16 protein-coding genes are annotated in these 19,228 nt (G+C 69.1%); 9 read left to right on the top strand and 7 right to left on the bottom strand.

Features of this window, described 5'->3' with window-relative positions; translation table 11 throughout:
* Positions 1-47 precede the first annotated feature (47 nt).
* Positions 48-2,789, top strand: a complete 2,742-nt coding sequence (hrpB, locus tag AC1RS9_RS11455) for an ATP-dependent helicase HrpB (protein ID WP_492921560.1) — start codon at positions 48-50, stop codon at positions 2,787-2,789.
* A 175-nt stretch (positions 2,790-2,964) separates the two neighbouring features.
* On the opposite strand, the gene AC1RS9_RS11450 is transcribed toward hrpB, so the two are convergent.
* The 4 genes from AC1RS9_RS11450 to AC1RS9_RS11435 all read right to left on the bottom strand — a co-directional run bounded on the left by AC1RS9_RS11450 (position 2,965) and on the right by AC1RS9_RS11435 (position 7,450).
* Positions 2,965-3,576 carry an antibiotic biosynthesis monooxygenase gene (locus AC1RS9_RS11450; protein WP_165583838.1) on the bottom strand — a complete coding sequence of 204 codons (612 nt, stop codon included), beginning with the start codon at positions 3,574-3,576 and terminating at the stop codon, positions 2,965-2,967.
* Positions 3,577-3,740: 164 nt separating this feature from the next.
* A complete protein-coding gene (locus AC1RS9_RS11445; protein WP_492921558.1) occupies positions 3,741-5,834 on the bottom strand; it encodes a thioredoxin domain-containing protein in 2,094 nt (697 codons plus the stop codon).
* Between the two features lie 114 nt (positions 5,835-5,948).
* Positions 5,949-6,134 carry a hypothetical protein gene (locus tag AC1RS9_RS11440; protein WP_136788793.1) on the bottom strand — a complete coding sequence of 62 codons (186 nt, stop codon included), beginning with the start codon at positions 6,132-6,134 and terminating at the stop codon, positions 5,949-5,951.
* 152 nt (positions 6,135-6,286) lie between these two features.
* Entirely contained in the window at positions 6,287-7,450 is a 1,164-nt protein-coding gene (locus tag AC1RS9_RS11435; protein WP_165583836.1) for a phosphatase domain-containing protein, read from the bottom strand.
* A 179-nt stretch (positions 7,451-7,629) separates the two neighbouring features.
* Here AC1RS9_RS11435 and AC1RS9_RS11430 point away from each other — a divergent pair, with 179 nt between their 5' ends.
* On the top strand, positions 7,630-7,923 hold the full coding sequence (locus tag AC1RS9_RS11430) for a GNAT family N-acetyltransferase (protein ID WP_006945741.1): 294 nt from the start codon (positions 7,630-7,632) through the stop codon (positions 7,921-7,923).
* On the opposite strand, the gene AC1RS9_RS11425 is transcribed toward AC1RS9_RS11430, so the two are convergent.
* Together AC1RS9_RS11425 and AC1RS9_RS11420 are read right to left on the bottom strand one after the other, a co-directional pair.
* On the bottom strand, positions 7,893-8,114 hold the full coding sequence (locus AC1RS9_RS11425; protein WP_165583835.1) for a hypothetical protein: 222 nt from the start codon (positions 8,112-8,114) through the stop codon (positions 7,893-7,895). The genes AC1RS9_RS11430 and AC1RS9_RS11425 overlap by 31 nt on opposite strands.
* A gap of 430 nt (positions 8,115-8,544) precedes the next feature.
* On the bottom strand, positions 8,545-10,065 hold the full coding sequence (locus AC1RS9_RS11420; RefSeq protein ID WP_038566856.1) for an amino acid permease: 1,521 nt from the start codon (positions 10,063-10,065) through the stop codon (positions 8,545-8,547).
* Between the two features lie 388 nt (positions 10,066-10,453).
* Here AC1RS9_RS11420 and AC1RS9_RS11415 point away from each other — a divergent pair, with 388 nt between their 5' ends.
* Complete coding sequence (locus tag AC1RS9_RS11415) at positions 10,454-11,977, top strand: MFS transporter (RefSeq protein WP_492921554.1); 1,524 nt, start codon at positions 10,454-10,456, stop codon at positions 11,975-11,977.
* Positions 11,978-12,082: 105 nt separating this feature from the next.
* On the opposite strand, the gene AC1RS9_RS11410 is transcribed toward AC1RS9_RS11415, so the two are convergent.
* Positions 12,083-13,777 (bottom strand): long-chain-fatty-acid--CoA ligase, encoded by a 1,695-nt coding sequence (locus AC1RS9_RS11410; protein WP_083607266.1) that lies wholly within the window; start codon positions 13,775-13,777, stop codon positions 12,083-12,085.
* 264 nt (positions 13,778-14,041) lie between these two features.
* Between AC1RS9_RS11410 and AC1RS9_RS11405 the strand changes: the two genes are divergently transcribed.
* The 6 genes from AC1RS9_RS11405 to AC1RS9_RS11380 all read left to right on the top strand — a co-directional run bounded on the left by AC1RS9_RS11405 (position 14,042) and on the right by AC1RS9_RS11380 (position 19,164).
* Positions 14,042-14,584: an O-acetyl-ADP-ribose deacetylase gene (locus tag AC1RS9_RS11405; protein ID WP_006945675.1), complete on the top strand. Its 543-nt coding sequence runs from the start codon at positions 14,042-14,044 to the stop codon at positions 14,582-14,584.
* Positions 14,585-14,713: 129 nt separating this feature from the next.
* Positions 14,714-15,109, top strand: a complete 396-nt coding sequence (locus AC1RS9_RS11400) for a MazG nucleotide pyrophosphohydrolase domain-containing protein (protein WP_074045971.1) — start codon at positions 14,714-14,716, stop codon at positions 15,107-15,109.
* Positions 15,106-15,681, top strand: a complete 576-nt coding sequence (locus AC1RS9_RS11395; RefSeq protein ID WP_051805608.1) for a methylated-DNA--[protein]-cysteine S-methyltransferase — start codon at positions 15,106-15,108, stop codon at positions 15,679-15,681. The genes AC1RS9_RS11400 and AC1RS9_RS11395 overlap by 4 nt, the downstream gene beginning before the upstream one ends.
* 85 nt (positions 15,682-15,766) lie before the next feature.
* Positions 15,767-16,354 carry an RNA polymerase sigma factor gene (locus AC1RS9_RS11390; RefSeq protein WP_136788796.1) on the top strand — a complete coding sequence of 196 codons (588 nt, stop codon included), beginning with the start codon at positions 15,767-15,769 and terminating at the stop codon, positions 16,352-16,354.
* Positions 16,354-16,968 carry a methylated-DNA--[protein]-cysteine S-methyltransferase gene (locus tag AC1RS9_RS11385; protein WP_492921551.1) on the top strand — a complete coding sequence of 205 codons (615 nt, stop codon included), beginning with the start codon at positions 16,354-16,356 and terminating at the stop codon, positions 16,966-16,968. Before AC1RS9_RS11390 ends, AC1RS9_RS11385 begins: the two co-directional genes overlap by 1 nt.
* A gap of 156 nt (positions 16,969-17,124) precedes the next feature.
* A complete protein-coding gene (locus AC1RS9_RS11380) occupies positions 17,125-19,164 on the top strand; it encodes a PhoX family protein (RefSeq protein WP_062257438.1) in 2,040 nt (679 codons plus the stop codon).
* Positions 19,165-19,228 lie beyond the last annotated feature (64 nt).

The raw sequence follows: 19,228 nt of genomic DNA, 5'->3' as shown, positions 1-19,228 counted from the left end.
TTCTGCGATTCGGGGCGAGATGCCGCGCGGGGCGAGAATGGGCCACGATGAATGCCCCCTTCGACCTCGACGTCATCGGACGCGGGCTGCCCTTCGCGACGGCCACCGCTGAGTTGACGCGCGCTCTCGACGCGGGCGCGTGCGTCGTCCAGGCCCCGCCCGGCACGGGCAAGACGACGCTCGCGCCGCCGCTCGTCGCGAACTGGCTCGCTGAGCGAGGCGACGCATGGCGCGACGACGGCGACGCTGCGGCTGATGCCGCAGTAGCCGCCGAAGTGACGCCCGGCCGAGCGGGCCGCGTCATCGTCACCCAGCCGCGCCGCGTCGCCGTCCGCGCTGCTGCACGCCGTCTGGCCCAGCTGACCGGGACGCGTCTGGGCGACGTCGTCGGCTACGCCGTACGCGGCGAATCCCGTTCGAGCGCAGCGACACTCGTCGAGTTCGTCACGCCCGGTCTGCTCGATCGGCGCCTGCTCGCCGACCCCGAACTGACGGGCGTCGGCGCCGTCATCCTCGACGAGGTGCACGAGCGCTCCATCGAATCCGACGTCGCGTTCGGCCTGCTCGCCGACGTACGTGCTCTGCGTGACGATCTCGCCGTCGTCGCGATGTCGGCGACACTGGACGCACCGCGTTTCGCCGACCTCCTCGCCGCGACCACGGCGCTGGGTGCGGCGCCCCTCGTCGACTGCCCCTCCGCGCTGCACCCGCTCGACGTACGATGGGCGCCGTTCGACTTGCCCCGCCTCGACGCCCGCGGCGTCACCCGGGCCTTCCTCGAGCACGTCGCGCACACCACGACCCGCGCGCTGGATGATGCCGACTCTCATGCCGGCGGGCGTGGCACTGCCGCAGCGACGGACGCTGTCGCCAACTTGGCCGGCTTGCGGGGCTGCGACGCGCTCGTCTTCCTCCCGGGTGCGCGCGAGGTGTCGATCGTCGCCGAGCAGGTGCGGCAACTGCGCCCCGAACTCGACGTGCTCGAACTGCACGGGCGCATCGACGCCGCCGAGCAGGATCGCGCGACGGCCGGTCGCGGACCCGGCGAACCGCGCCGCGTCGTCGTCTCCACCGCCCTCGCGGAGTCGTCACTGACGGTGCCCGGCGTGCGCCTCGTCGTCGACGCCGGGCTCTCGCGCGAACCTCGACGCGACGTCGCGCGCGGCATGAACGGCCTTGTCACCGTGGCGTGTTCGCGTGCCAGCGCGATGCAGCGTGCCGGCCGTGCGGCCCGTCTCGGGCCCGGCATGGCGGTGCGTTGCTACGACGAGCAGACGTTCGCGCGCATGCCCGAGCATGTCACGCCCGAGATGGCGACGAGCGACCTCACCGACGTCGCCCTGACGTTCGCGGCGTGGGGCACGCCGGGCGGCACCGGGCTTTCCCTGCCGACGCAACCACCTGCGCCCGCCCTGCGCGAGGCGACGCACACCCTCGTCGGCCTGGGCGCGCTCGACGCTGGCGGTCGCATCACCGCCCTCGGCAGGACGCTCGTCGAGGTGCCCGCCGACCCGCGGCTCGCGCGTGCGTTGCTCGTCGCGGCCGAGCGAATCGGCGCCCGATCGGCCGCGGAGTACGTCGCCGCACTCGCCGACGATGTCCGCTCGAGGGACGCCGACCTCGACCACGCGATCGCCGAGCTGCAGGGGGCTGCCCGTTCGCGGTGGGTGCGCGAGAGCGAACGCCTCACGCGCGTCGTCGGGGTAGGCTCGAACGACGCCGGCGCCACCCCGAACCCCGGGAGGGCGCCCGGACACGCCGCGGCACCTCGACGGGCTCGCTCCGTGGGCGCCGAGACCGAGAGCGACGCCGGTCTCGTCATCGCTCTTGCGCACCCGGAACGCGTGGCGCGTCGCGTCGCCGAGGGCGTCTACGTCACGGCGTCGGGAACCCGTGCGGGGCTGGACGATTCACCGTTGACCGAGTGTGAGTGGTTGGCTGTCGCGGACGTCGCGCGTTCCGATGGTCGCGCCGCGCGTGGGACGGGCGCCGTCATCCGGTTGGCGGCCCCGATCACTCGACCGATCGCGGAGGACGCAGCGGCGCACCTGCTCGTCGACGAGGTGCGCGCGACGTGGGACGCGACCTCAGGCAAGGTCGTGGGGCGGCGCGTCAAGGCGCTCGGCGCGATCGAGTTCTCGGCGACACCAACGTCCCCGACGCCGGAAGTGGCGCGACAAGCCGTCGCGAATGCTCTTGCAGCGCAGGGGCTTTCGTTGCTGACATGGAGCGATGCTGCAGCGGCGCTGCGACGCCGTCTGGCTTTCCTGCACAACCACCTCGCCGACCCGTGGCCCGCGATGGACGACGACACGCTGCTCGCCCGACTCGACGAGTGGCTCGCCCCGGAGCTCGACCGCCTCGCCCGTGGGGCGAAGCTCGCCTCCATCGACCTGACGGATCCGCTGCGTCGCCTGCTGCCCTGGCCCGAGGCGACACGTCTCGACGAGTTGGCACCCGAGCGGCTGCGTGTGCCCAGCGGCTCCAGCGTGCGCATCACCTACCCACCCCTCGACGAACCGGGCGGCCCGCCCATCGTCGCAGTGAAACTGCAGGAGTGCTTCGGGCTGACGCAGACCCCGCGCCTCGTCGACGGGCGCGCACCTGTGCTGTTCCACCTGCTGTCGCCTGCGCAGCGACCCGTCGCCGTCACCGATGACCTCGCCTCGTTCTGGGCCGGGCCCTACGCGGGCGTGCGCGCCGACATGCGCGGCCGCTACCCGAAGCATCCGTGGCCCGAGGACCCTCTCACACACGTCGCGACGGCGAAGACGAAGAACCGCCTTTGAAGCCCGGCGGCACTTCGGGGCCACAATCCTGCATGGCCGAGTTGCGGTCCCCAACTCCCAACTTGGGGACCGCAACCCCGCATGGCCGAGTTGCAGTCCTCAACTCACCGGCCGAGAGCCTCAACCCGCCTGGCGACGCCGCAGCTCCGACGTCCGCGTCACGCCGGCGCAGTCGTCACTCCTCGTGCAGCCACTCGTCGAGCACGCGGGTGGCGAACGGCAGCATGATGTAGGTCATGAGCGGCGTGAGGATCGACGTCTGGATCAGCGTGCGCAACACGACGTGCAGGCTCGCGATGTGCGGCTGCAGCAGGTAGGCGGCAAGCACCGACATCGGGAAGAACACCGCCCAGATCATCGTGGCCTGCTTCCACCGCGGCGGCGCGAGACGACGGCCGGGCGCGGGCGCTTCGCCGGGCAGGACGACGTCACTGCTGTGCGACGGCTCGTCGAACCATCCCTCGATGCCGACGCGCTTCTCTCCGCGGGTGTGCTGCACGATGTCCGCACCGAACGACAACCACCAGGCGCGCTCGGGGCTGCGATCCCACGCGTCGAGGCACGCCTGATTGCGGAAACGACACAGCATGTGCCATTCCTGCGAGTTGCTCGACGAGCGCACCCACCCGGTGCCGAGGAAGCCCTCGAACTTCTCCGCCATCGCCATGCCGGCATGCACCCAGGCCAGCACCTGAGTCTCGTTGTCGGTGCTCATGTGGCGCGTGAACGACACCGTCACGGGCGCCTCGTCAGGCGCGGTCTGGGCGGCAGCGACAGCATTCGTCATACCCGTCATCGTCGGGCATGCACGGCGCAGACAACGAAACGAACCGGTGTCACATGCGTCACGCCGACGACGCTCACCGCCCAGGCAGCACGCCCCTGGGCATCCGCGCCGCCCACCCTCATCACCCCCACGACGATCGGCGCTCGCCGCCCGCGCAGCGCACCTCAGATGTTCATCTCGTCCGCCCTCGTCACGGGGGCATCGCACACGAAACCCCGGCACACGTACGCCGTCGTCTGGCCGTCGACCGCAGGGCGATCTGCCAGCAACGGCACCCCGCCGGCGTCGGCAGCGCCACGAACACGCACCAACCCCGGACTCGTCGAACGCCAGGCGCACAGCCACATCTCATCCGCCTCTCCCGCATCAGGCGGCCCATCGACGGACCCCGCAGCCGCACCCCCATCCACAGGGTCGACGACGGCGACCTGGACCGGCCCCGCAGCGAGCGCCTCCGCCGCAGCGAGCGCCCACCCGGCGAACCGCGGGTTCGACGCCATCACATCCACTAGGCCGGACAGGGAGGCAAGAGCTCGCTCGCGGTAATTGCCGTGCCCCGTCAGAGCGAACGCCATGACGTACGCCGAGGCGAGCGACGACGCGCCGCACGGTTCGGCGTTGTCGCCGTCGGAGCGCGGCCTGATGAAGAGCTGCGACGCGTCCGACCCCGTGTCGTACACGATGTCGCCGTCGAAGAACAGGCGCGCCGCGTCGTCGAGCAGACCGATCGCCACCTCGGCATGGCGCGTCTCGCCATTCGCCTGATGCAGCACCAACAGCCCCTCGGCGAGGTTGCCGTAGTCATCGGCGCACGCGAGCGCCTCGCTCACCCGGCCTTTGAGCGACGCCCGCCGCAACCGCCCGTCGACGACGTGGGTCGCGAGCACGACGTCAGCCGCCTCCCGCGCCGCCGCCACCCACGAGGGTTGTTCGAGGATCATCCCGGCCTCGGCGAGCGCGGCGATGGCGAGGCCGTTCCATGACGTCACGACCTTGTCGTCACGGGCCGGCTGCGGGCGCTCGGCCCGCACCGAGCGCAGCCTGGCCCGAACGTCTGACCACCGCGCGTCCGGGGAGCGCTCACCCAGCTCCTCGGGCGAGAAAAGCTCGGCGGGGTCACGACGCAGCTGCAGGGTCGAGCGGCCGTCTTCGAACGTGCCGTGACGGGTGACGCCGAGAAGCTCAGCGGCGCGCGCGCCGTCGCTGCGGCCCAGCACCTCGACGAGCTCCTCCGCGTTCCATACGTAGGTGAGGCCTTCGACGCCGTCGGTGTCAGCATCCAGCGCGGAGGCAAACGCCCCCTCACTGGTGCCGAGGCGCCGCATGATGAAGTCGGCCGTCTCGTAGGTCACGCGACGCGCCCAGTCGTCGCCGGTCGCGCGCCACAGATGCGCGTACACCCGCAGCAGTTGCGCGTTGTCGTACAGCATCTTCTCGAAGTGCGGCACGACCCAGTCGGCGTCGACGCTGTAGCGCGCGAACCCTCCGTCGAGCTGGTCGTACATGCCACCGCGCGCCATCGCCTCGCCCGTGCGGCGAGCCATCGCGAGGGCGTCCGCGTCGCCCGTGCGGGCGTGGTGACGCAGCAGGTGCTCGAGCGTCATCGACGGCGGGAACTTGGGCGCGCCACCGAAGCCGCCCCGGCCGTCGTCGAACTGGCGACGCAGGCCGACGACGGCACGCGTCAGATCGACCCCCACGAGCTGTCGCTCAGCCCGATTGCCCTGCCCGAGCAGGTCATCTCCCCTAGGCCCCAAACCCGTCGCGTCGGCACGCGAGCGCGTCTGCATCGCCTCGACGATGGAACGCGCTGCTGCCTCGACGCGCGCCCGATCGTCACGCCATAACTCACCGATCGAGTGCAGCAGCGACGAGAACTGCTCACGCGGGAAGTAGGTTCCGGCGTAGAAGGGCTCACCGTCCGGCGTCAGCAACACCGTCATCGGCCAGCCGCCGTGCCCGGTGAGCGCCTGCGTGACGTTCATGTAGACGGCGTCGACGTCGGGGCGCTCCTCACGATCGACCTTGACCGCGACGAACCCCTCGGCGAGCTGCGCCGCAATGGCTGCGTCCTCGAACGACTCGTGCGCCATGACGTGGCACCAATGGCACGCCGCGTAGCCAACGGACAGCAGCACGGGCACGTCACGATGTCGCGCCTCGGCGAACGCCTCGTCACCCCATTCGTGCCAGTCGACGGGGTTGTCGGCGTGCTGACGCAGGTAAGGGCTCAGCGAGGCAGCGAGTCGGTTGGCCATGACCCCAAGCTAGGACCCGACACCGACAACCGCGTCATCCCAAGGGATTCAGCATGCAGAGCGCCCCCGTCACGATCATCACGTGAAGGGGGCGCACATCGTCAGGTATCCGGTTCAGGCGGCCCGCGACAACTCGGCCGCCGGCTCGAGCGCCGCGACGGGCGCCTCGTCGGTCTCAGCGTCCGGCGTGACCATGACGTCGTCGAACATCCGTGTCTCGACCCCCGCCATCACGAAGACGAGAACGAACATGGTCACGACGACGAGAACGGCCAGACCCAACGCTGCTCCAAGGCTCATGCCTCCACCCTGACAGGTTTGCGCTCATAGCGGAACCCCGACGCGCGGCGGGGGATGGTTGCATTGACATATGTCACATTCGCCGGAGCCCGGGCAGCCGACGCACCCGAGGCACGCCTTCATCGTGACGCCATCTCAGCGCCATCAGGCGGTCACCGGCCCGACGCGTCCCGTTGCACCAGCTCGCGCATGGCACGCTCCTGCTCGGACGATTCCCACTCGACGTCGTCGAGCAGCCGGTGGGTCTCGTCGATGACGCGCTGCACGCCCGCCTCGGAGATCAACCCCAACTCGTGAGCCTTGGCGGCCGCACCGACGTAGGTGTCGACCACCCAGATCCCCTTCGCGGCGAGTTCGGCGCGGCGTCCGGCATCCAGGGCCACGACGTCATGGATGAAGACGGCCTTGACGACGTCACCGTGCGCCTGCAAGATCTGCTCGCCGACGGCGATGTCCCCCTGCCCCGAATCGCCGACGAACACGAGGTCGTACTCGGGAAACAAGGTCGCGTAGTGCGCGATGTTGGCGACCTTCTTCGCGGCCATCGCGTCGTGCGTCGCGAGATGGAAGATGCTGCCCGTCATGATCGACAGGTCCGCGAACCCGGCCTTGGTGAGTGACTCGCGGCTGTAGCTCTTCATCAACCCCAGGGCATCCGCAGGCCGCGCCGTGACGAACGTCAGGTCACCGCGCGAGAGCGGCGCGTCACGAGGTCCGAGGTCGAGTGCTTCGTAGAACGCGATGATGCCCGGGATGACGGTTCCGCGCGGGTGACGCGTCTCGTGGATCTTCGCCAGGGCGGTGTCGTCGATGTCGGACAGGGTCTTCGCCTGCCGCTCACCCTCGAGCGACGAGGACGCGGTGAAGTGGTCGAGAATCTCGGCGCGGATGGCGTCGTCGTCGATGTCGGCGAAGACGAGACCCTCCAGATCGTGTCGGCCCTTCGCGAGGTTGAGCGTGTTCTTCAGGTGCGTCAGGTCGTTGCCCGTGTGGGCGAGCAGCATGTCACGGATCGCGCCCTCCATCGCAGCCGACGTCGCGCCGCCCTGCATCCCGTGGATGACGGCGACCTGCGCCGCCATGCTCAACTCGTGACGCCTCGTGCGGGTGAGCAACTCGATGAGGGCGGTCTCGTTGTCGGGGCCGATGAGGCGGTCGTCCATGTCGTCGAACAGCTTGGCCGCGTCGATGTTCTCGAGGACGTCGTTCAGCTCAGCGGCGGGCGCCTCGCGCAGCAGCGTGAGGATCTGCTTCTCATCACGCCGCCCCGTCGGGCCGTCGAGAAGAGAGTTGACGAGATCGAGCGTGGCACCCATGAGGCCTCCCCTGGCCGAACGGCTGGCGGCAGCCGATCACGGCGCCGCCCGGGCGCACCACGCCCGCGACGACAGCCTATCGAGCCTCGACGCGGCGCCCCACACTTCACCGCACACGTCACCGACACACCGCGCGGGACGCTCGCCCACCCGCGAGTTCGGCGTGCCACAGTGAGTGCATGAGCGACACCATCACCGTGAAGAAGAACACCGAGACCCACCGCTACGAGGGTTTCCTCGACGACGAGCAGGTCGGGTTCGCCGACTACCGCGAGGACGGCGACGTCGTCACGATGCCGCACACGATCGTGCCGGAGCGCTTCGGTGGCCGCGGTTTCGCGAGCCAGATCGTCCGTTTCGCGCTCGACGACGTGCGCGCGGCCGGCAAGAAGGTCGACCCGGTCTGCCCGTACGTCGCGTCGTGGATCGACAAGCACCCCGACTACGCGGACGTGCGCGTCACGGCCTCCTGAGCGGGCGGTTCGTGGCTCCAGCGGCGCACGAACACCGCGAGGTCCTCGACACCACGCGTCGACAACGCCGTCGGCGCGTGCAATACGTGCGCGCCACCGACCCATGCCATGGACAGCCCGGCCTGCTCGGCGCGCATGGCGAGATCGAGGTCGCCGATGGCCGGGTCGCGGTAGTCGGGGGCAGAAACCACCGAGCAACCGCCACTCGCACACGCGGACGGCGAAGTTGCGCGACAGGAACAACCGATGGTCCTCGTTCGCGTGCACGTCACCAGGAGGCGGGAACGCGCGGCGCGGGTGCCGGTCGACGAGTTGCGCGACTCTGCGTCGTTTCATGGCCGCCAGGTCATCATCGGCCGACAGGTAGGTGATGGGGCCGTTGAACAACCACCGCGGCTCGTGCCGCACACGGCAAAGGCGTCGCGATACGCCTCGAGGAACCCTGGTAGTGGGATGCTGCGCGAGTCGGGATGGATGAAACCCTCACGCCCCTGAGCGATGGCGACGCCGGCACCCATGTTGCCCGCCCGACCGATCATGAAGTCGGCCGCGTCGAGCCGAACACCGCGCGTTGGCCGAGTCAGCGCTGCCTGTCAACGCGCCCAGCCGGTCAACCCACCGTCAGGAGTGCGAGCGGGTGCGCGTGAGATCCGCCTCGAGCGGGTCGACCTTCTTCGACTTCGTCACGAGCTTGTGGCCGGCCCACACGGCGAGGAACAGCGGCAGGCCGATGTAGCTCTCGAGCAGGCCGCCGGGGTCGACGGTGCCTTCGAAGATCAGGTCCTTGTTCTGCAGCACGATGACGAGCGCGCACATGCCGAGCGCGACGACCGGCCCGAGCGGGTACCACTTCGCGCGGAACGGCAGATCCTCGACGCGGCCACCCTGTGCGACGTACGCCTTGCGGAACTTGAGGTGGCTCCACGCGATACCGCACCACGTGATGAACCCCGCGAGACCGGAGGCAGCGACGAGCCAGCCATAGGCGTCGGACGAGAGCAGGCTCAGCCCGTAGCAGCCGAGCGCGACGAGGGCCGTCAGCAGCAGCGCCGGCATCGGTACGGAACGGCGGTTGGTCTTGAGCAGGAAGCGGGGCGCCATGCCCTTCTGCGCCATCGCGTAGAGCATGCGGGTCGAGACGTAGAGACCGGACGAACCGGCCGACAGGATGGCGGTGAGAATGACCGCGTTCATGACGCTCGCCGCACCGACCACGCCGACCTTCTCGAAGATCAGCGTGAACGGCGACGCCTGGATGTCGCCGTCAGCGGCATTGACGAGGCGCGGGTCGGTGTACGGCAGCAGGAAGCCGATGACGACGAACGCGCCGATGTAGAAGATGAGGATGCGGAAGAACACGGCGCGGATGGCCTTCGGGATCGTCTTCTCGGGCTCGTCGGCCTCACCGGCGGCGACACCGATCATCTCGGTGCCCTGGAAGCTGAATCCGGCGATCATGAAGATCGCGATGATGCCCGAGAACCCGCCGACGAACGGCGCCTGGCCGGTGGTCCAGTTCTTCGTGCCGGGCGCCTCCGTCATGATGCCGAAGATCATGAGGACGCCGACGGCGAGGAACACGAGGACGGTGATGACCTTGATCGAGGCGAACAGGAACTCGCTCTCGCCGAAGGCGCGCACGCTGATCGCGTTGATGACGAACAGGATGGCGAAGAAGACGAGCGCGACGAGACGCTGGTCGACGTCCGGCGCCCAGTAGTTGACGACGGCGCCCGCCGCCGCGATCTCCGCCGCGACCGTGATCGCCCAGTTGAACCAGTAGTTCCAGCCCTGCGCGAAGCCGAAGCTGCGGCTGACGAATCGGGTGCCGTACGCCTCGAACGAGTTGGCGAGCGGCAGATACGTCGACATCTCGCCGAGGCTCTGCATGAGCAACCACACCATGAACCCGATGACGCCGTACGCGACGAGCGCGCCGCCGGGGCCCGCCTCGTGGATCGAACCGGCGGAGGCGAGGAACAGGCCCGTCCCGATGGCGCCGCCGATGGCGATCATGTTGAGGTGGCGCGCATTGAGGTCGCGTCGCAGCTCGTTCTGACCACCCGCGCCAGGCGCCGGGTCGGCGACGGAGCCCGCGGGCCCCGACGGCTCGGCGGGCGTGGAATCGGCCTGTGTGGCCATGGCGTCTCCTGCGAGATCGAGAAGTGGATGACGCGGCGTGAGGACCGGTCGTTCGGTTCCTCGCCGGGGCACCTGCCCGGCGGGCGAGCCGGGCTCAGAGTAGCAACGCGAGCCGCCCGGAGAAGGGGCGACACGGGGGCCGACAACCCCTGCTGCGGCGTGAGATGTGCGGCAAATCACATCCTCGCGACAAAAGCTTTGGCGCCGCGCTGCCTCAGCGCTGCCGAACCTCGCAGATCGGGGCCGCAAGGCGTCCGAGCACTGGACATTCCGGGGCATCGGCGATGGGATGAGAACCGTTTTTTCCCATTCGAGACGAACACCCACGAGCGACGAATGCGCTGCGGGCCCGGCTTCGCCCACCCGAACGTGCGCAGGAGAAACACACATGTCCCATACCGCTTCCGCCGCACCGGACGGCGAGCCCCGCGAGCTCGAACGCGACCACATCACCGTGGTCGAGAAAGCTCCACTCAAGAAAGCCATCACGGGCGCCACCATGGGCAACCTCATGGAATGGTATGACTTCGGCATCTACGGCTACCTCGCCGCCACGATGACGAAGGTGTTCCAGCCCGAGGGTGGCGACGACTCGACGAAGATGATCATCACCTTCGCCGTGTTCGCCGTCAGCTTCCTCGCCCGCCCCTTCGGTGGCCTCGTCTTCGGCCCCCTCGGCGACAAGATCGGGCGTCAGAAGACGCTCGCCATCACGATGCTGGCCATGTCGATCGCGACGGGCGCCATCGGTCTGCTGCCGTCGTTCTCGACCGCCGGCTGGTGGGCGTTCGCCGGTCTCATCATCTGCCGCCTCATCCAGGGCTTCTCCACCGGCGGTGAGTACTCGGGCGCGACGACGTTCGTCTCCGAGTACTCCCCCGACAAGCGTCGCGGCTACTTCTCGAGCTTCCTCGACACCGGTTCCTACCTCGGTTTCGCGGTCGGCGCCGCCGTCGTCGCGCTGTTCAGCATCGGCCTCGGCTCCGAGACGATGGACGACTGGGGCTGGCGCATCCCGTTCCTGCTCGCTCTGCCGTTCGGCCTGCTCGCCATGTACTTCCGCATGAAGATCGACGAGTCGCCAACGTTCGAGAACGCGCAGGCCGCCAACGAGGCAGCCGAGAGCAACGACGCCATCGACGAGTCGCAGACGCAGCTCGGCCCGGTCGGCATCATCAAGCACCACTGGCGCCCGCTGCTCATCGCCATGGCGCTCGTCGGCGCGACGAACACCGCCGGCTACTCGCTCACGTCGTACATGCCCGGTTACCTCGAGAGCAACCACGGCTACACCACCCTGGGTGCCGCTGCAGCCACCATCCCGGCGCTCGTGGCGCTCTCCCTGGCCGTGCCCTTCGTCGGGCGCTTGTCGGACAAGATCGGCCGCAAGCCCGTCTACTGGATCGCGATCATCTCGACGCTGCTGTTCACCTACCCGGCCTACATGATGATGGAGAACCAGACGCTGGCCTTCGTCGCGATGTTCATGCTGGCCTTCCCCGTCTGCTTCTACGTCGCGATGTCGGCCTCGACGCTGCCCGCGCTGTTCCCGACGGCCTCACGCTTCGGCGGCATGGCGCTGTCGTACAACATCGCCGTCTCCCTGTTCGGCGGCACCGCGCCGATGATCAGCGAAGCGCTCGTCAAGTGGACCGGCAGCAAGAACGCGCCGGCGCTCTACACGATGTTCTTCGCCGTGCTCGGCGGCATCGCATTGCTCGCGATGAAGGAGTCGGCGCGCAGACCGCTGCCGGGTTCGATGCCGACGGTCGCCTCCGACGAAGAGGCCCACGAACTCGTCGAGACGCAGCACGACAACCCCGACATCGTCCACGAGGACCTGCCGTTCGACGCGCACGACGCCGCGAACGCGGCAACCGCGGGGACCACTTCGGACGCCGAGAAGCACTGACGTCCGCTGCCGCGAGCGCTGAGTCCACAGCGCTCGCAGCCACGAAGGCCGCCACCCGATCGGGGTGGCGGCCTTCGCCGCCGTCTCGCCGCGACCACCGCTCGTTCAGTCGCCCTGGTTCGCGTGCTCGTGCAGCAGCTTGGTGACCTCGCGGCGCAGCACCTTGCCCATCGGGTTCGTCGGCAGTTCGTCGACGACGACGAAGCGACGCGGCGCCTTGTACGCCGTCAGCTTGCCCTTGACGTGGCGGCGCAGCGCCTCGGCGTCAGCATCGGTGTGGCCGTCGGCGAGCACGACGGCGGCGACGACGTCCTCACCGCCCGCGGTGGCGGGCAGCCCGACGACGGCGGCGTCAGCGATCGAGTCGTGTTCGCGCAGCACGCCTTCGACCTCACTCGGGTAGACGTTGAAGCCACCCGTGACGATCATCTCCTTGATGCGGTCGACGACCGTCAGGTAGCCGCCCTCACCCATCTCGACGACGTCGCCGGTGCGGAAGAAGCCGTCGTGGAACGCCTCCTGCGTCGCCTCGGGCTTCTTGTAATAGCCACCGAAGACCTGCGGACCCTTGACGAGCAGCTCGCCCGGGCCGGAATCCGGCGCGTCCTTCGTGACGTCCTCGGGGTCGGCGAGGCGGATCTCGACGTCGGGGAACGGCACGCCGATCGAGCCGGCGCGACGATCGTCGGAGATGGGGTTGCCGACGACGACTGGGCTCGTCTCGGTGAGGCCGTAGCCCTCGATGAGGTGGCCGCCCGTCGCCTTCTCCCAGCGTTGCACGAGCGCGGACGGCAGCGACATCGCGCCCGACAGGCCGATGCGGATGCCCTCGAGGCTGATGTCGCGCTTCTCCGCCTCGTCGAGGATGCGGGCGTACAGCGGCGGTACACCCGGCGCGAACGTCGGGGTGCGACGCTTCACGGCGTCGATGATGAGCGGCACCTCGGGGGCGGGCAGCATGAGCAGGCACGCGCCGAGGTTGATGCCCGCGAGGACGCCGATCGTCAGGCCGTACGCGTGGAACATCGGGAGGACGACGAGGAACGTCTCCTCACCGTCACGCAGCTGCGCCCACGCCTTGCCCTGCAGGCAGTTGGCGGCGAGGTTCGCGTGCGTGAGCGGGACGCCCTTGGGGGTGCCGCTCGTGCCCGAGGTGTAGAGCATGATCGCCGGGTCACCGGCCGATGGCTTGGGGTGGTCGGCGGGCAGCGTGCCGCGTGATAGCAGGTCGTTCCAGCTCAGCAGGCCCTCGGGCGCCGGGCCGGTGAGGCGCTCGCGCGACTCGCGCGCCTTCTTCACCGGCAGGCGCAGCGCGAGACGCTTGACGAACGGCAGCTCCGCCGTCACGTCGATCGCGACGATGTGGCGGACGCCGTTCTCCTGCGCGAGGTCGACGAGCATCGGGCTGATCTTGTCCCATGCGATGACGACCTCGGCCTCGTGGTCCTCGAACGGCGCGCGCAGCTCACCGATCGTGTAGAGCGGGTTGTGCTGCACCGCGATCGCGCCGATGCGCATGATCGCCTGCGTGACGACGACGTTCTGCGGGCAGCCAGGCAGCAGGACGGCGACGCGGTCGCCCGCCGTCACACCGAGGTCCAACAGACCGGCCGCGGCGGCGTCGACCTGAGCCTTGAGCTGGTCGTACGTCGTGACGCGCCCCATGAAGTCGATGGCCGGGCGCTCGCCGAATCGCGCGACGGCGGAGTCGAACTGATCGACGAGCGTCGCCGTGCCGTAATCGAGGCGCAGGGGCACACCGGGCGAGTAGGAGTTCGCCCACAGCGCGTTCGTCAGCATCGTCGTCATCCTCCATCGGCGCGTCGCGCCTCGTCACGGCTGGTCTCGTCACAGCACGAGGTGCCGAGCGGGATCGCCGGCACCGTCTTCGAGTGTATGCCCCGTCACGTCGAGCTTCTACACCCGTAGTACCCATCGGCGATTCCTGTCCCCTCCTGCGAACTACGTCCCCGGTCGCGATTCCTGTCCCCTGTGCGATTTTCGGTCACATTCGCGAATCCCGTCCCCACCTGCGGAACTGCGGCGCGGTGCAGGATGGGTGCCATGAACACCGTGACAGTCCATGAGGCCCCCTCCGTCGAGATCGTGCGTGGCGACATCACGACCGAGCAGGTCGACGCCGTCGTCAACGCCGCGAACTCGGGCCTGCTCGGCGGTGGCGGCGTGGACGGTGCCATCCATGCCGCAGCAGGGCCGCAGCTGCGCGAGGAGTGTCGCAAGCTGCGCGCGACACGGCTGACGGGCGGATTACCGACCGGCGAGGCCGTCATCACCGGCGCGGGGCGGATGCCCGCGCGCTACGTCATCCACACTGTCGGCCCGAATCGTCATGCGGGCCAGACGGATCCGGCTCTTCTAAGCTCCTGTTTCGCCGAGTCATTGCGGATCGCCGACGAGGCGGAATGCCGCTCCGTGGCCTTTCCCGCCATCAGCGCGGGCGTGTACGGCTGGGACGTCGAAGAGGTCGCGTGCATCGCTCTCGAGGTGGCGCGTTCCGCCCGATGTGCACATGTCCGGTTGATCCGTTTCGTGCTGTACGACGATCGCGCACTCGCCGCTTTCGAACGTGCTGCCGACCGAGCCTGACCGCATCCCGGCCAAGGCGAGTCGGATCTCTCTCGGGCAGACCAACGGCAGGGTGCGGGGAGCGTTCCTGCGGGCCGGTTGGGTGGCCACGTTCGATGGCTTGTCGGCGCCGCGTGGTTGGCTTCGACCATGGAGCTGAACGAGTGGAGTGGACGCATCGAGGGCATCTCGGCTGCGTACGGCGAGTACTTCGCTGTGGAGCGCACGCCGGAGTGGGTCCTGCTCAAGCTCACCGAGGAGGTCGGGGAGCTCACGCAGGCCTATCTCGCCTCGAGCGGGCAGGGTCGAAACCGGGGCAAGAGCGACGACGAGCTGCGCCAGGACCTCGAGGGTGAGGTCGCCGACGCGTTCGCCATGATCCTGGTCTTCGCTCGGAGCGCGGGTATCGACATCGAATCAGCGCTGACGACGAAGTGGCTCCCGCGGGAGAAGTTTCACGCCGATCGAGCCGCAGGTCTGGCGCCCGAGCCACTCGCCCATCGGTGGCCCGAGCCGTCCGACGATGACTCGCAGGCGTCGTCATGACCGTCGCGAGTCCTCCCCTGCTGCGCGGTGACGGCGCGAGCGCGCAGAATCGTCGGTCAACCCGCCTCGCGACGCCGCTGGGCGACATGCTCGTCGCCGTGAGCGATGACGGGGTGCTCGGCGCCTACTTCGACGGCCAGGCGCATCAGCCGGACGCGGCGTGGTTCGGGGCGCGAGTGGAGCAGCGTGACGATGCCCTCCTCGACGCCGCGGCGCAGCAACTCACCGCCTGGTTCGCCGGGGAGCGGACCGATTTCGACCTTCCGCTCGCCCCGCTCGGCACCCCGTTCCAACGCAGCGTCTGGGAGCTGTTGCTGCGGATCCCTCCCGGCGAGACGACGACGTACGGCGAGCTGTCGGCGTCGCTCTCACCCGACGGAGTCGCCACCCCTGGCCAGGCACAGGGCGTCGGGCAGGCCGTCGGTCACAACCCGGTCAGCGTCATCGTGCCGTGCCACCGCGTCGTCGGCTCGGACGGTTCCCTCGTCGGCTTCGCCGGCGGCCTGGATCGCAAACGCTGGCTCCTCGCCCACGAGGAGAGCGAGACGACCCGTGAATCCCGTTTGTTCTGAACGGTTCTCGCGCCGCTCGGCTCGGTTGCGAAAAAAGTTCTCTCGCCGACCTCACACTTCGTCGTTCTCGGACGACTCCTGAGTGATGACACAGCAACCGCTCTTCCACGAGATCGTCGAACGCCATGGGCCGACGGTTCTGCGCGTGTGCGCCGCGACCCTGGGGCCCGGTGCGGACGCGGAGGACGCCTGGTCCGAGACGTTTCTCGCGGCGCTGCGGGGCTACCCGTTCGACGACATCGAAGACGTCGAGGCATGGCTCGTGCGCGTGGCGCGGCACAAGAGCGTCGACATCGTGCGACGGAATCGCCGCGCCGCACCACACCCCGAGCTCGTCCGCGATGTCGAGGCGGCCCACGACTCGACTCGATCGCGGCGCCTCGGCGCCGGAGCCGCCAAGGACGACGACGCCGGGCAGGCGCTTCAACGCCTGTTCGTCGACGACGTCCACCCGGGCGCCGACGTCGGGGCCTGGGACGGCGAGTTGTGGAGCCACGTGGGCGCTCTGAGCGAACGGCAGCAGTTCGTCGTCGTGCACCGCTACGTGGGGCAGTGGACCTACCCGGAGATCGCCGACAAGCTCGGCTGCTCGACGGCGGCCGCCCGGCGTTGCGGAGCCGACGCCATCGCCGCGCTGCGTCATCGACTCATCCCGACCCGAGAGGACACCTGATGACCAGCGACGACGTGTTCACCACGACCATCGACGCCTTCACCGACGCGTCATCGACCGAGGCGCTGACGAATCGGCTGCTCGAACATGTGCGTCCGCGGGACGTCGACGTCGTGTGGACGACGCACGAGACGCTGCTCGGTCGGCTCCTGCTCGCCTTCCGCGACGACGCCGTCGTCCGCGTCGCGTTCGAGTCGGAGGGCTTCGACGCCGTGCTCGACGACCTCGGTGAACGTCTCGGACGCCGCACGCTGCGCTCGGCCCAGCCCGCCGACACCCTGCGCCGCCAGCTCGACCTGTACTTCACCGGGGTGCGCGTGGAGTTCAGCGTGACGCCCGACCTGTCGTTGTCGACCGCCCCCTTCCGACGGGAGGTGCAGTCGAGCCTGCCCACGATTCCCTACGGCCGCACCATCAGCTACGCCGATCTCGCCTCCTCGACGGGACGCCCCCGCGCGGTTCGCGCCGTCGGCAGTGCCTGCGCGAGCAATCCGCTACCCATCGTGCTCCCCTGTCACCGGGTCGTGCGCAGCGACGGCTCCCTCGGCAACTACCTCGGCGGCGTCGAGGCGAAGCAGCGGTTGCTCGAGCTCGAGTCCGCCGCCGCGCCTTAGGCCCACCTAAGTCATGCAGCCGGCTCTCAGGGTTTACGCCGACGACATCTGCGCGACGTCTCGTGTCTGCCTCGACGCCCAAGGATCGACCCGCGTGGGCGCCCCCACCGTCCGCCCTGATCAGCTCCCGACTTTCCGCCCCGGCGAGGAGACCCCATGAGCCCCAAGCTGCTCCCCCTCATCAATACCCGCCACGGTTCGCGCAGCGCGAAGACGTGCGAGTACCGCTGCGCCAACCAGTGCGACGCGCCGACGCCGAACACCTCAGGCAACGAGGAGTTCCAGACTCTCGCTCAGCGTGCCATCGCCCGTCGCGCGATGCTCACGGGCTCCGCGGGCGCCATGGTGCTCGCCGGTTTCGGCGCGCAGGCTGCTGCGGCGGACACTGCGCACGGCCACCACCCGCGACCCGAGCGCAACGTCGGGCGAGCCTCCTTCACCTCCGTCGCGCCGAACCGCAAGGATGACGTCGTCAACGCCGAAGGGTTCACGCACGACGTGATCATCCGTTGGGGCGACCCCGTCACCAAGCGCGCACCGCGTTTCGACGTCCACCACCAGACGCCCGAGGCACAGGCGCAGCAGTTCGGTTACAACAACGACTATGTCGGCATCATCCCGCTCGACGGTCGCCGCGCCCTGCTGAGCGTCAACCACGAGTACACCGACCCGGAACTGATGTTCCCGACCGGGACGGACGAGCTGCTCAAGAAGAAGATCGAGATGGCCGCGCACGGTCTGGCGGTCGTCGCCATCGAGAAGGGCCGGGCCAAGGGGTCATGGAAGGCCAGCGACCCGCGCTGCTCGCGCTACAACCGCCGCATCACGGCCAGCACGCCGCTGCGCGTCGACGGCCCCGCCGCTGGTCACGAGCTGCTGCGCACCAAGGCTGACCCCAAGGGCACGACGATCCTCGGCACCTTCGCCAACTGCTCCGGCGGCACCACACCGTGGGGCACGACGCTGCACGGCGAGGAGAACTTCCACGGTTACTTCGACGCCTCCGGCGCGCTCGACCCCAAGCAGGCCGATGCCTACAAGCGGTACGGCATCACCGGCCAGGGCAAGGGGTGGAAGGACGTCGACGAGCGCTTCGACCTGACGAAGACCCCGAACGAGGCCAACCGCTTCGGTTGGATCGTCGAGCTCGACCCGCTCGACCCGTCCGCCCCGCCCGTCAAGCACACGATGCTCGGCCGCGTGAAGCACGAAGGCTGCAACGTCACGATCGCACGTGACGGCCGCGTCGTCGCCTACACCGGCGACGACGAGAAGGGCGAGTACATCTACAAGTTCGTCTCACGTGACCGCTACCAGCGCAGTGCCTCGCCCGCCGCACGCCGCCACAACAAGACACTGCTGTCCGCCGGCACGCTCTACGTCGCGAAGTTCACCGGTGACGGCGACGCCGACGGCGTCCACGACGGCACGGGCACGTGGATCCCGCTCACGAGCGAGAAGAAGTCGTACGTTCCGGGCATGAGCGTCGCGGAGGTGCTCGTCCACACGCGCCTGGCGGCCGACAAGGTCGGTCCGACGCGCATGGACCGCCCCGAGGACATCGAGCCGAACCCCGTCAACGGCAAGATCTACTGCGCGCTGACGAACAACTCCGACCGCGGCAAGAAGTTCACCACGGACGAGGCCAATCCCCTGGCCTCGTCGATGACACGCAAGAAGCTGGGCGAGCCGCTCACGGCCACGTCCGGCAACCGCAACGGATACATCCTCGAGATCACGGAGGGCCGTGGCCGCTCCTGCGGCAAGGGGTACGAGACCTCGACCGACTTCACCTGGGATCTCATGCTCATCTGCGGTGACCCGGCCGCGCAGGAGACGTACTTCGCCGGCTTCCCGAAGGAGCACGTCAGCCCGATCAGCTGCCCCGACAACGTCGCCTTCGACGCCGTCGGCAACCTGTGGATCTCCACCGACGGCAACCAGCTCGGTTCCAACGACGGGCTCTTCCGTGTCCCGACGAACGGGCCGGAGCGCGGCCGCGTCCAGCAGTTCCTCACGGTGCCCTTCGGCGCCGAGACCTGCGGGCCGCTCGTCAGCCCGGACCAGCTTTCCGTCTTCACGGCCGTGCAGCACCCGGGCGAGACCGACGACGCGACGTTCGAGAAGCCGACGAGCACGTGGCCGCACACGGACGCCTTCCCCCGCCCGTCGGTCATCGTCTCCTACGCGAAATGACGATGCTCGTCTGACCGAGCGTGAGCCGTGAGGTCAGACGAGCAGCGTCATTTCGCGTAGGAGA

Source organism: Dermacoccus sp. MPR-E5 (genome assembly GCF_058809565.1).
The sequence above is the reverse complement of the archived record's forward strand: the minus strand, read 5'-3'. Positions and strand labels throughout refer to the sequence as shown.

Excerpts from the sequence above, each read along its gene's own strand:
- hrpB (WP_492921560.1), top strand. The coding sequence starts at position 48 with ATGAATGCCCCCTTCGACCTCGACGTCATCGGACGCGGGCTGCCCTTC.
- AC1RS9_RS11450 (WP_165583838.1), bottom strand. The coding sequence starts at position 3,576 with ATGACGAATGCTGTCGCTGCCGCCCAGACCGCGCCTGACGAGGCGCCC.
- AC1RS9_RS11445 (WP_492921558.1), bottom strand. The coding sequence starts at position 5,834 with ATGGCCAACCGACTCGCTGCCTCGCTGAGCCCTTACCTGCGTCAGCAC.
- AC1RS9_RS11440 (WP_136788793.1), bottom strand. The coding sequence starts at position 6,134 with ATGAGCCTTGGAGCAGCGTTGGGTCTGGCCGTTCTCGTCGTCGTGACC.
- AC1RS9_RS11435 (WP_165583836.1), bottom strand. The coding sequence starts at position 7,450 with ATGGGTGCCACGCTCGATCTCGTCAACTCTCTTCTCGACGGCCCGACG.
- AC1RS9_RS11430 (WP_006945741.1), top strand. The coding sequence starts at position 7,630 with ATGAGCGACACCATCACCGTGAAGAAGAACACCGAGACCCACCGCTAC.
- AC1RS9_RS11420 (WP_038566856.1), bottom strand. The coding sequence starts at position 10,065 with ATGGCCACACAGGCCGATTCCACGCCCGCCGAGCCGTCGGGGCCCGCG.
- AC1RS9_RS11415 (WP_492921554.1), top strand. The coding sequence starts at position 10,454 with ATGTCCCATACCGCTTCCGCCGCACCGGACGGCGAGCCCCGCGAGCTC.
- AC1RS9_RS11410 (WP_083607266.1), bottom strand. The coding sequence starts at position 13,777 with ATGCTGACGAACGCGCTGTGGGCGAACTCCTACTCGCCCGGTGTGCCC.
- AC1RS9_RS11405 (WP_006945675.1), top strand. The coding sequence starts at position 14,042 with ATGAACACCGTGACAGTCCATGAGGCCCCCTCCGTCGAGATCGTGCGT.
- AC1RS9_RS11400 (WP_074045971.1), top strand. The coding sequence starts at position 14,714 with ATGGAGCTGAACGAGTGGAGTGGACGCATCGAGGGCATCTCGGCTGCG.
- AC1RS9_RS11395 (WP_051805608.1), top strand. The coding sequence starts at position 15,106 with ATGACCGTCGCGAGTCCTCCCCTGCTGCGCGGTGACGGCGCGAGCGCG.
- AC1RS9_RS11390 (WP_136788796.1), top strand. The coding sequence starts at position 15,767 with ATGACACAGCAACCGCTCTTCCACGAGATCGTCGAACGCCATGGGCCG.
- AC1RS9_RS11385 (WP_492921551.1), top strand. The coding sequence starts at position 16,354 with ATGACCAGCGACGACGTGTTCACCACGACCATCGACGCCTTCACCGAC.
- AC1RS9_RS11380 (WP_062257438.1), top strand. The coding sequence starts at position 17,125 with ATGAGCCCCAAGCTGCTCCCCCTCATCAATACCCGCCACGGTTCGCGC.